This is a genomic window from Corallococcus sp. CA053C, assembly GCF_003611675.1.
Classification (GTDB): Bacteria; Myxococcota; Myxococcia; order Myxococcales; family Myxococcaceae; genus Corallococcus.
This window is the reverse complement of the sequence record NZ_RAWA01000323.1, coordinates 1-11458: the sequence shown is the minus strand read 5'-3', so window position 1 is coordinate 11458 and position 11458 is coordinate 1. Positions and strand designations below refer to the sequence as shown.

Sequence of the window (11458 nt, the reverse complement as noted above, 5' to 3'; positions counted from 1 at the left end):
CTCGTACCCACCCACCCCGATGTCACGGGCGGACTGGGCTTCCTCGGAACCTGCCAGGCCAGCTTCTCCGCCATCGTCTTCGCGGTGGGAGCCACGCTCACCGCGCAGCGCCTGCGGTCTGACCCCAGCGGGGACCTCGTCGGGAACGCCACCCACCTGCTCGCCTTCGGGCTCCTCTGCCTCATCGTCCTGTTCGCCCCACTGCTCCCCTTCTGCCGCCAGCTCCTGATAGCGAAGCGACACGGGGACCACGCCTTCTCGGGCGTGGCGGCCTGGCACTCGCGGAACTTCGAGCACCGGTGGTTCCACCGCGAGAAGCCTCCCGGGCTGGATCCCCTGAGCGCGCCCGACTTCTCGTCCCTCACGGACCTGGGCACGTCGTTCACCCTCGCGCGCCGCATGCGGTGGTTGCCGATGGACCCCCGCGCGGTGCTGGCCATCCTCGGCGCGGCCATGGCACCGATGGTGCCCCTGCTCTTCATCGACCGGCGCTTCATCGAGGTGCTCACGGCGGTGGGCAAGAGCCTGCTCTGACGCTGCCTCTCGCTGGCGTCCCCCCCAGGCGATGGACAAGGTCCCCGATGAATTCCCAAGGGGGAGACGACATGGCGAAGAAGGAAGCGAAGAAGGAAGGCAAGAAGCAACCGAACATCCTCATCATCTGGGGAGACGACATCGGCTGGTTCAACCCGAGCTGCTACCACCAGGGGGCGATGGGCTATCGCACGCCGAACATCGATCGCATCGCCGCCGAGGGCGCGCGGTTCACCGACTGGTACGGGCAGCAGAGCTGCACGGCGGGGCGCGCCGCCTTCATCACCGGCCAGTCGCCGATCCGCACGGGCCTCACCAAGGTGGGATTGCCAGGCGCGAAGCTGGGCCTCCAGGACGAAGACCCGACCATCGCGGAGATGCTCAAGCCCCTGGGTTACGCCACCGGCCAGTTCGGCAAGAACCACCTGGGAGACCGGGACGAGTTCCTGCCCACGAACCACGGCTTCGACGAGTTCTTCGGCAATCTCTATCACCTCAACGCCGAGGAGGAGCCGGAGAACCCGGACTACCCCAAGGACCCCAACTTCCGGAAGCACTTCGGACCCCGGGGGGTGCTGCACAGCTGGGCCCAGCCTGACGGCACGCAGCGGATCGAAGACACCGGTCCGCTCACGAAGAAGCGGATGGAGACGGTGGATGAGGAGTTCCTGTCCGCGTGCACCGACTTCATCGAGCGCACCACCGCCGAGGACAAGCCCTTCTTCTGCTGGTTCAACTCGACCCGCATGCACATCTTCACGCACCTGCGCAAGGAGTCGCAGGGCGTGACGGGCCTGGGCGTGTACCCGGACGGCATGGTCGAACACGACGGCCACGTGGGCCGACTGCTCGACAAGCTCGATGAGCTGGGGATCACCGAGAACACCATCGTGATGTATTCGACCGACAACGGCGCCGAGGTGCTGAGCTGGCCCGACGGCGGCAGCACCCCGTTCCGCGGCGAGAAGGACACCAACTGGGAGGGCGGCTGGCGCGTGCCCTGCGCCATCCGCTGGCCGGGCGTCATCAAGCCGGGGACGCTCTCGAATGAAATCTTCTCGCACACCGACATGCTGCCCACGCTGGTCGCGGCCGCCGGTGAGCCCGGCATCGTGGAGAAGCTCAAGCGCGGTCACACGGCCGGGAAGAAGACGTTCAAGGTCCACATCGACGGCTACAACCTCCTGCCCTTCCTCAAGGGCGACGTGGAGAAGAACCCGCGCCGCGGCTTCTTCTACTGGAGCGACGACGGCGACCTGATGGCGTTGCGGGTCGATGCGTGGAAGCTCCACTTCCTCGAACAGCGCGCCCATGGCCTGGGCGTCTGGCAGGATCCCTTCACGGAGCTGCGCGTCCCGAAGCTCTTCAACCTCCGGAGCGATCCCTTCGAGCGGGGCGACAAGGACGCGTCGCTCTATTACGACCTGTGGGTCGCCCAGCACATGTTCGTCCTGGTCCCCGCGCAGGTCATCGTCGGCGAGTTCCTGAAGACCTTCGAGGAGTTCCCTCCCCGCCAGAAGCCCTCGAGCTTCAGCATCGGCGATGCGCTGGAGAAGGCACGGGAGCAACAGAAGAAGCTGGCCGTCGCGGCTCCGCCCGAGGAGGAGGCCGTGGCGCCCACGGGTGAAGAACAACCCGCGATGCATTGAACCCCACGCGCGCGTCAGGGCGGCACGGCGCACCGTGCCGCCCTGCCACGCGACGTGGCCCGTGGAACCCGGCGCCTACTGCCGGGCCATCGCGATCTTCAGGAGCTCCTCGCGCGAGACCAGGTCGCTGAAGTTCTCCTTGCCCTTGTCGAGCTGCACCCACTTCACCCGGCCGTTGAACTTGCTGTCGCCGTCGTGGAAGCCCTCGGCCACGGGCGAGCCCATGTCGATGCCCACATCGGTCGTCTCGTCGGCGGAGAACACGTTGGGCAGGGTCCGCTCCACCCGGCCCCGGCCGATTGCCTTGCCGTCGGCATACAGCGTCACGTCGCCGCCCTTGCCCACGCCGCCGCCGTCGTACTTGAACGCCATGCGGACCTGATGCGTGCCCGGAAGCAGCTCACGGTCGGCCACGACGTAGAAGCGCTGCAGCCCGCCGAAGTTGTAGCAGTAGGAGAGCCGGCCCCCGCGCGCGTAGACGCACCAGCCGCCGAACGCGCCGCCCTGGCTGACGATGACTCCGTTCGCGCCGCGTTGGGGGATCTCCACCTCGGCGGTGACGGTGTGCGACTTGTTCTTGATGTTCAGGACCGAGTTCTCGCTGAGCCGCCGCATGGAGCCCGCGAGAAGCTGCGAGTCGCCATGGATGAGCTCCGGCCGTCCGGCGATCTCCGAGTTGAAGCGCTCGACGCCGCGGTCGTCCAGCGGCAGCACGTAGTACTTGGTGGCCTCGATGAGGAAGAGCTGCTTCAGCTCCCGCAGCTTCTCCGGCTGCTCGGCGGCGAGGTCGCGCGCCTGCGTCCAGTCCTTCGTCGTGTCGTAGAGCTCCCAGACGTCGTTCTCGAGGCTCGTGTGCGGTGCCCCCTCCCAGGGGGTGCGGTGCTTCGTCACCGCGGTCCAGCCGTGGTGGTAGATGCCGCGGTTGCCGAACATCTCGAAGTACTGCGTCTCATGCCGCTCCGGCGCCTTCGCGTCGTCGAAGCTGTAGCGCATGCTCACTCCATGGATCGGGGTCTGCTGCACGCCGTTGACGCTGAGCGGCTGGGGCAGGTTCGCGGCCTCCAGGAGGGTGGGCGCCACGTCGATGACGTGGGTGAACTGCGAGCGAACCTCGCCCCTGGCGTCGATGCCGTGGGGCCAGTGGACGATGCAGCCATTGCGCGTGCCGCCGTAGTGCGAGGCCACCTGCTTGGTCCACTGGTAGGGCGTGTCCATGGCATGCGCCCAGCCCACCGCGAAGTGGTTGTAGGCCTCGGGCGTGCCGAGCTTGTGCATGTTCTGGATGAGGTACTCGGGCGTCTCCACGCCCTCGATGCCGTTGAAGATGAAGCCCTCGTTGATCGTGCCGTTGAGGCCGCCCTCGGCGGAGGCGCCGTTGTCCCCGAGGATGTAGTAGACGAGCGTGTCCTCCAGCGCCCCCATCTTCTCCAGCGCGTCGATGAGGCGCCCCACGTGGAAGTCCGCGTACTCGAGGAAGCCCGCGTAGACCTCCATCTGCCGCGCCAGCACCGGCCGCAGCGCCTCCGGCATGTCCTCCCAGCGGGGGATTTCCTCGGGGCGCGGGGTGAGCAGGGCGTCCTTGGGGATGACGCCGAGCTTCTTCTGCCGCGCGAAGATCTCCTCACGCAGCGTGTCCCAGCCGGCGTCGAAGCGGCCCTTGTACTTGTCCGCCCATTCCTGGGGCACGTGGTGCGGCGCGTGGGTGGCGCCCGGGGCGAAGTAGACGAAGAAGGGCTTGTCCGGGACGAGCGCCTTCTGCTGGCGCACCCACCCCATGGCCCGCTCCGTCATGTCCTCCATGAAGTGGTAGCCCTGCTCCGGCGTGCGGTCCGGCTCGAGGGGCGTCGTGTTCTCATAGAGCGCCGGGTACCACTGGTTCGTCTCCCCCCCGACGAAGCCGAAGAAGTGTTCGAAGCCGGAGCCGGTAGGCCACCGGGTGAAGGGCCCCACCGGGCTCGTCTCCCAGACGGGCACCTCGTGGCACTTGCCGAACTGCGCGGTGCTGTAGCCGTTGAGCTTGAGGACCTCCGCCACCGGCGCGCAGTGGTTGGGGAGCACGCAGCTGTAGCCCGGCGAGGAGGTGGCGATCTCCGTGATGCCGCCGAAGCCCACCGCGTGGTGGTTGCGCCCGGTGAGGAGCGCGGCGCGCGTGGGTGAGCAGAGCGCCGTAGTGTGGAAGCGGTTGTACCGCAGGCCCCTGGCCGCCAGGCGCTCCGCGGTGGGGGTGTTGACGACGCCACCGAAGGCGCTGGAGGCCCCGAAGCCCACGTCGTCCAGCAGGATGACGAGGACGTTGGGCGCGCCCTTTGGAGGCCGCAGCTGGACGATGGGCGGGAACTTCGCGCTCGGGTCCCTGGCGCTGAAGGGACGCACCCCCTGATAGGGCTGGTCCGGGATGGGGAGGACCTCCCGCTGGACGCTGTCGTTGGGAGAAGGCCCGCCCCCGTCGCCCGACTGCCGCTGCTTTCCGCTCTTCTTCATGTTCCGCCCTTCTCGGGAGAGTCCCGGTGGGGGGGAAGGTGAGAGTGCGTGAGACCCAGGGCCACTGCCCCTCGGGGCAGGCCCGCACGAGGTGCACGACGCTCATCAGGCGCGGCGCCAGCGCACGTCATGGTGGCGCGGATCCGGTCGTCCCGCGGAACACCGTCTTCCAGTCGTCGCGCATGCTCACGACGGTCCAGCCTCCCTCCTTCGCGGCCCGGAGGGAGGCCCCGTCCTTCTCCTCGTAGGCGAACTCCCTCGCGGCGTCGTCGTGGTGGATGAGGAGCTGGAAGGAGGGCCCGCGCCGCTGCCGGGACGCGCCGAGCATGGCGATGTCGCCGCCACTGCGGACATTGCCCGCGACGAACACCGGGGACCGGCCGATGTGCAGGTCGTTCCCCACCGGCTTGCCCTCCTTGTCATTGACGTGGTCCACGCGGGGCTCGCGCCACAGCACGTCCCTGCCGCCGCGCTGCTCATACGTCTCCGCGAGGCTGCTGCCGATGACCTGCTGCGGAGCAATGCCATACACCTGTTCGGAGAAGACGCGCATGAAGTCGATGCCGCCTCCCGAGCTGATCCACGTCTGGAAGCCGTTGTCACGCAGGTACTGGAGCAACTCCAGCATCGGCTGGTAGGCGAGCTGCGTGTAGGGCACGCCGAGTTTCGGGTGGCGCGCAGTCTTGAGGAACCCACGCACCTCGGCCTGGAACTGCTCCTGGGTCATGTTCGCGTGGGTGGCCGCGAACAGCTCCATCACGGCCTTCTCGCCCCCCGCCATCACGGCGTCGACGTCCCCTTCCAGCACGGCCCGGTAGGGCTGCTTCTTCCGGAGCGAGGGATCCTTGTCGGCCAGCGCCCGGACCCGCTCCACCAGGAAGGCGCCCTGGACCGCGGGCTTCTCCTGCCAGAGCGTGCCGTCGTTGTCGAAGACGGCGATGCGCTCCTCCACCGGGAGGAAGTCCGGGCTGCCCTCCGTCGTCACGCGGGAGACGAAGCCGACGATGGACTGCTTCACCGGGCCGTCGTTCCACGACGGAAGGGGGTCGGCCTTCGCGGCCTGCGCCCGGGCCGCGGCCGGGAAGGCCAGTCCGAGCGCGAGCACGAGCATGAGGGGAAGAGAATGACGGCGTGGGGGCTGGGACATGGGAAGCACCTCTTCCCAGGCACGCTGCGGCGCCTGTGTCCCCCGCGCAACGCACGCAGGGCACGGGCTGGCAGGGGCAGCGCCCCCCGCTTCCCCCAGGGTTGAACGGCGGGCCTCCGTCCACATCCAACGGGCCGGGCCGGGTCCCGGTGGGAAGCCCCCGGCAGCGCGCCGCACGGATTGCCTCAGGTGCGCCTGCGCAGGCGGATCAGCAGGGTCACGAGGACGAGCCCGCCCACCAGCGCCAGTGCCACGAGCGCGAGCAGCCACTGGAAGACACGGTCCACCAGGGGCTGGGCCCTGTCGAACGCGTGGTCCACCCAGCCCCGGGCCAGGCCGTCGAGCTGCTGGAGCGTCGCCACGCGCTCGGCGCGCAGGGCGTCCACCACCACCGCGCGCTCCTGCCCCACGCCCGCGAGCACGGCCTGCCGTTCGCCGGTGACGTAGTCCTGGAGCGACCGCCGCTCCTGATCCATGGCCTCCAGCACCACCATCCGCTCGCGGGCGATGAGCGCGGGGGTGTTCACGGCCACGCCTCCCACGCGGTCGAGGATGTCCACGGTGCGCGTCAGCTCCGCCATGACGGACTGGAGGAGGGGCGCGTTCAGGGCATCGGCGGCCATGAGCTCCGCCTGCCAGCGGGCCTGGCGCGGGAGGCTGACGGCATAGAGGTCCACCCGCGCGGTGATGTCGCCCACGCCCTCCACGAGGCGCGCCGCGTTCGTGAGCAGCCCCCCGCCCGAGGCCGCCGTCACGGAGGCCAGCAGCGGCACGGTGGACTCGCGCGCGACGAGCGGTCCTGTCAGGGGGTGCTCGGCGGCCCAGGCGTGCACGCGCGTCCGCGCGGCGGAGACGTCCTCGCTTCCCGAAACCTCCCGCCACAGCGCCTCGACCTGCGACTCCATGTCGCGCAGCGAGCGCAGGGCCTCGGCGCGAAGCTCCGGCGGGGCGCGCTCCGCCCATCGCGGCAACACCTCCTCCATCTGGGCCAGCAGCGCCCAGGCATCCACGATCGCGGCCACCGGGTCTGGCTGGAAGAGCGCGCCCTGCATGGCGGGCACGGAGTTCGCCTTGAACCTGAGCATCGTCTGCGCCATCTCCGGGGAGTCGGAGCTGGCGGCGAGGCCATCCGCCGTCGCCTCCAGCAGGCCGGAGAAGCGCCGGGCCAGGTCGCGCACGCGGATGCGCAGCGCGCTCACATCCAGGTCCGAGTGTCCCACGCGCTCCTGCAACTCCGAGCGCGGAGAACTGAGCGTGGCACACGCCGACACGAGTGCCGCGAGCACCACCACGGGGATCAGGCGCCAGGAGCGGGAAACCGGAGACATGGGACCGGTACAAGCTGCGCACCCCTGCCCCGCCCGCCGACCCTCCCTGACGACAGGGGGGCCGTCGCACTCCGGACAGTCCGGTGCGGGGACGCCCACACCTTGATCGGGCGCCATCCTTTCATCATAACGGAGCACACCATGTCCCTCACGCGCACGGCAGACCTCCCCGAACACTTCGACGTGTTGATTGTCGGTGCCGGCCTGTCAGGGATTGGCGCGGCCTGCTACCTGCAACGGGAGCACCCGTCGAAGTCGTACGCCCTCCTGGAGGGCCGGGGGGCGACCGGCGGCACGTGGGACCTCTTCCACTACCCCGGCATCCGCTCCGACTCGGACCTCCACACGTTCGGGTATGAGTTCAAGCCGTGGACGGACAAGAAGTCCATTGCCGGCGCGGACGCCATCCTCGCCTACCTGCGAGAGACGGCGGCCGAGTATGGGATTGACCGCAAGATCCGGCTCCACCACAAGGTCCACGGCGCGGCCTGGTCCAGCAGCGACGCCCGCTGGGTCGTCGACGTCGAGCGCACCGACACCGGCGAGCGCCTGAAGCTCTCCTGCCGGTGGCTGTTCTGCGCGGCGGGCTACTACCGCTACGACCAGGGGTTCACCCCCCGGTTCGAGGGCACCGAGCGCTTCCAGGGCCCCATCCTCCATCCGCAGCACTGGCCCGAGCACGTCGACTACAAAGACAAGCGCGTCGTCATCATTGGCAGTGGCGCCACCGCCGTGACGATGGTGCCAGCGATGGCGGGAGCGGCGGCGCACGTGACGATGCTGCAACGCACGCCCACCTATATCGTGTCCATCCCCTCGGAGGAGTGGCTCGCGAAGGTGCTGCGGAAGGTGCTCCCGAAGGCCTGGGCCCACGCGCTCATGCGGCGCAAGAACATCGGCATGCAGCGGTTCATCTGGCGTTTCTGTCAGCGCTTCCCGCGTGCGGCCCGGCGGCTCATCCGCTGGACGAACACGCGCCTGCTCCCGAAGGGATATCCCGTCGACGAGCACTTCAACCCGCCCTACAACCCGTGGACCCAGCGGCTGTGCATCGTCCCGGACGCGGACCTCTTCAAGGCCATCTCCAGCGGCCAGGCGTCGGTGGTGACGGACCACATCGAGACCTTCACGGAGAAGGGCCTCCGGCTGAAGTCGGGCCAGGAGCTGGAGGCGGACCTCATCGTCACCGCGACGGGGTTGAACGTGCAGGCGCTCGGCGGCATCGCGCTGAGCGTCGACGGGGCGCCGGTGAAGCTGGCGGACCGGGTGGCTTTCAAGGGCATGATGCTCAGCGGGGTGCCGAACTTCGCGCTCGCGTTGGGCTACACCAACGCGTCCTGGACGCTGAAGGTCGGCCTGCTGTGCGAACACTTCTGCCGCCTGCTCGCGTACATGGACGCGCACGGCTACACCATTTGCAATCCCGAGCTGAGCAACCCGGCGATGCCGACCCGGCCGCTGCTCGACTTCGCCGCCGGGTACGTGCAGCGCGCGATTGATTCCCTGCCGCGTCAGGGTGACCAGTCGCCCTGGCTGATGCCGATGGACTACCACGCGGACACCCGGCTGCTGCGGGAGGACGCGGTGACGGACCCGCACCTGCGGTTCTCCTCCCATGTCCAGACGGCCACCGCACCCACGCCGGACGCCACGGTCACGGGCTGAGCGCTGCATCCCTGTCCACACTGCGGGCCGCCCACCTCTGGCGGATGAAGGCAACGCGTGTCATGCCCGGGGCCCGGCCTTCCGCCGGCATCAGCGACACGACGAGGAGAAGTGATGGGATTCCTGAGACCCCACGCGGACCGCATCTACGCCCTGCTGCGGATCATGACGGGCTTCATGTTCATGTTCCACGGCATGCAGAAGCTCTTCGGCATGTTCGGCGGAGTGCCTCCCGGAGCCCCCGCCTTCATCATCTACGGCGCTGGGGGAATCGAGCTCATCTGCGGTGTGCTCGTCTTGATTGGCCTGTTCACCGGGCCCGCGGCCTTCCTCGCGAGCGGCACCATGGCGGCCGCCTTCTTCATGGGGCACGTGATCCCCGCCAAGGGCAACATCCTCCCCATCGTGAACCAGGGTGAGCTCGCGGCGCTCTACTGCTTCGTCTTCCTCTACCTCTCCGCGCACGGCTCGGGCATCTGGAGTGTCGATGCCGCGCGCCAGGGCACGAAGCGCGCGACCGTGTCTGCCTGAAGGCCTGGGGCCGCGCGAAAACGCAGGCGGTCGTTCAGAACAGGTGCAGCACGAGACCGCTCCGCAGCTTCGGCTCGAACCAGGTGGACTTGGGCGGCATGATCTCGCCCGCGTCCGCGATGGCCATGAGCTGCTCCAGGCTCGTCGGGGGCAGCGAGAAGGCGACGCGCCACCCGCCCGAGTCCACCAGGCGCTCCAGCTCGACCGTGCCCCGGATGCCGCCGACGAAGTGGATGCGCTCGTCCTTGCGCGGATCCCCGATGCCCAGCAGCGCCCCCAGCACGTTGGACTGGAGGATGCTCACGTCCAGCTCCGCCATGGGCGTGGCGTCGAACGTGCCCGGCCTGGCGATGAGCTGGTACCACGCTCCGTCCAGATACATGCCGAACTGGTGCACCCGGTCCGGCGTGTTCGGGAACTCGCGCGTCACCTCGAACCGCTCTCCCAGCCGTGCCAGGAAGGCCTCGGGCGTCAGCCCGTTCAAGTCCCGGACGACACGGTTGTAGGCGAGGATGCGCAGCTGGTCGTGCGGGAAGGTCACCGCGAGGAAGCGGCCATGCCCACCGCCCTCACCGCGCTCTTTGCGCAACGCATGGACGCGCGAGGCCGCCGCTGAACGGTGGTGCCCGTCCGCGATGTAGAGCCAGGGCACGTCCTGAAAGGCCGCCGCGAGCCGCGCGTTGAGGCTCCCGCGCACCGTCCAGAAGGTGTGGCCAATGCCATCCTCGGTGGTGAAGTCGTACTGGGGCTTCGCGAGCGTCCCCTCCTCCACCAGCGCACCGATGGACGCCACCGCGGGGTACGTGAGGAAGACCGGTTCGTCATTGCCCCCGAGCGTGTCGATGTGCCGGGTGCGGTCATCCTCCTTGTCCGCGCGCGTCAACTCATGCTTCCGGATGAGGCCCTGGTCGTACTCATCCACCCGGGCCAGGGCGACGACGCCCGTCTGCACGTGCGCGCCCATGCGCTGCTGGTACAGGTAGAAGCACGCCTCGTCGTCCTGCCGCAGCCAGCCTTCGGCGCGGAAGAGGTCCAGGTTGCGCCGGCCCTCCGCATAGACGACGTCCGAGTGCTCGTCCGTGCCCGGCGGCAGACCAATCTCCGGCCGCGAGACACGGAAGAAGCTGCGCGGGTTGCCGCCGGCGTAGGCGCGCGCTTCCGCGGTGCTCACCACGTCGTAGGGGGGCGTGCACAGCGCATGCGCCAGCTTCTCGGCAGGCCGGACGCCACGGAAAGGCTGGAGGTCGGCCACGGCGGTTGCTCCTGGTAGGGAATGCGCTTGGGAAGCGGGCGCAATATACGGGAGGAGACTGGCCGCCTGGCAATGGGTATCGCCCCCAGCCAGACACGTTCTCGTGTGCGCTACGGGGACGCGGGCGGAGGGAAGCCTTCCTCGGCGAGGACTTCCCGGCCGAGCCGGAGGGTCCCTGCCAGGAGGGTGTCGAAGTCCTCCTGACGGCTGCGGTGGTTGACGATGCAGCAGCGGATGGCGAAGTGGCCGTCCAGCACCGTGCTGGAGGGCACGGCGATGCCCTGCTCCTGCAAGCGGATGAGCACCTCCTGGTTGGCCCGGTTGAGGACCTCCTCGGAGACGCCCGCGCGGTGGTAGCGGAAGCAGACGATGTTCAGCGGCACCGGCGCCAGCAGCTGCAGCTCCGCGTGGTCCTGCACCCGCGCCGCCAGCTCCTGCGCCTGACGCACGTTCTGCTCGATGAGCTGGGTGAAGTGGGCCACGCCGTGCGCCTTCATGCTCATCCACACCTTCAGCGCCCGGAAGCCGCGCGTCAGGTCCACGCCCCGGTCCGCGAAGGGCAACCCGCCGGAGATGACGCCGCGCTCCAGCGTGGCCAGGTAGCTGGCCGTGCTGGCGAAGGCCGCGCGGTGCGCCGCCGCGTCGCGCACCAGCACGCACGCCACGTCGAAGGGCTGGTACATCCACTTGTGCAGGTCGAAGGCCACCGAGTCCGCCTCCTCCAGCCCCGCCACCTTCGGCCGCAGCTTCTCGCTCAGCCGCGCGAAGGCCCCGAAGGCGCCGTCCACGTGCAGCCACAGCCCCTCCTCGCGGCAGAGCGCCGCCAGCGCCTGGAGGTCATCCGTGGCGCCGGTGTTCACCGTGCCGGCGT

8 protein-coding genes and 1 pseudogene are annotated in these 11458 nt (G+C 69.1%); 4 read left to right on the top strand and 5 right to left on the bottom strand.

What is annotated here, in order from left to right; genetic code table 11:
* Both D7V97_RS44875 and D7V97_RS31750 read left to right on the top strand, forming a co-directional pair.
* Nucleotides 1-534: pseudogene (locus D7V97_RS44875) on the top strand (hypothetical protein); the annotation flags it as partial.
* 71 nt (nucleotides 535-605) lie between these two features.
* Complete coding sequence (locus D7V97_RS31750; RefSeq protein ID WP_199728999.1) at nucleotides 606-2183, top strand: arylsulfatase; 1578 nt, start codon at nucleotides 606-608, stop codon at nucleotides 2181-2183.
* A 75-nt stretch (nucleotides 2184-2258) separates the two neighbouring features.
* On the opposite strand, the gene D7V97_RS31745 is transcribed toward D7V97_RS31750, so the two are convergent.
* From D7V97_RS31745 to D7V97_RS31735, 3 genes are all read right to left on the bottom strand, one after another.
* On the bottom strand, nucleotides 2259-4664 hold the full coding sequence (locus tag D7V97_RS31745; RefSeq protein WP_120614373.1) for an arylsulfatase: 2406 nt from the start codon (nucleotides 4662-4664) through the stop codon (nucleotides 2259-2261).
* A gap of 127 nt (nucleotides 4665-4791) precedes the next feature.
* The gene (locus tag D7V97_RS31740) at nucleotides 4792-5811 is read right to left on the bottom strand and encodes an HAD family phosphatase (protein WP_233583352.1); all 1020 of its coding nucleotides are present in this window, start codon (nucleotides 5809-5811) and stop codon (nucleotides 4792-4794) included.
* Between the two features lie 185 nt (nucleotides 5812-5996).
* Complete coding sequence (locus tag D7V97_RS31735) at nucleotides 5997-7139, bottom strand: chemotaxis protein (protein WP_120614371.1); 1143 nt, start codon at nucleotides 7137-7139, stop codon at nucleotides 5997-5999.
* A gap of 141 nt (nucleotides 7140-7280) precedes the next feature.
* Between D7V97_RS31735 and D7V97_RS31730 the strand changes: the two genes are divergently transcribed.
* Together D7V97_RS31730 and D7V97_RS31725 are read left to right on the top strand one after the other, a co-directional pair.
* Nucleotides 7281-8804 carry an NAD(P)/FAD-dependent oxidoreductase gene (locus D7V97_RS31730; protein WP_120614370.1) on the top strand — a complete coding sequence of 508 codons (1524 nt, stop codon included), beginning with the start codon at nucleotides 7281-7283 and terminating at the stop codon, nucleotides 8802-8804.
* A gap of 114 nt (nucleotides 8805-8918) precedes the next feature.
* Nucleotides 8919-9335 carry a DoxX family protein gene (locus tag D7V97_RS31725; protein ID WP_120614369.1) on the top strand — a complete coding sequence of 139 codons (417 nt, stop codon included), beginning with the start codon at nucleotides 8919-8921 and terminating at the stop codon, nucleotides 9333-9335.
* 34 nt (nucleotides 9336-9369) lie between these two features.
* On the opposite strand, the gene D7V97_RS31720 is transcribed toward D7V97_RS31725, so the two are convergent.
* Together D7V97_RS31720 and D7V97_RS31715 are read right to left on the bottom strand one after the other, a co-directional pair.
* Nucleotides 9370-10587 carry a DUF1015 domain-containing protein gene (locus D7V97_RS31720; protein WP_120614368.1) on the bottom strand — a complete coding sequence of 406 codons (1218 nt, stop codon included), beginning with the start codon at nucleotides 10585-10587 and terminating at the stop codon, nucleotides 9370-9372.
* Between the two features lie 110 nt (nucleotides 10588-10697).
* The coding region (locus tag D7V97_RS31715; protein ID WP_233583351.1) for a pyridoxal-dependent decarboxylase at nucleotides 10698-11458 on the bottom strand (761 nt) is incomplete at its 5' end.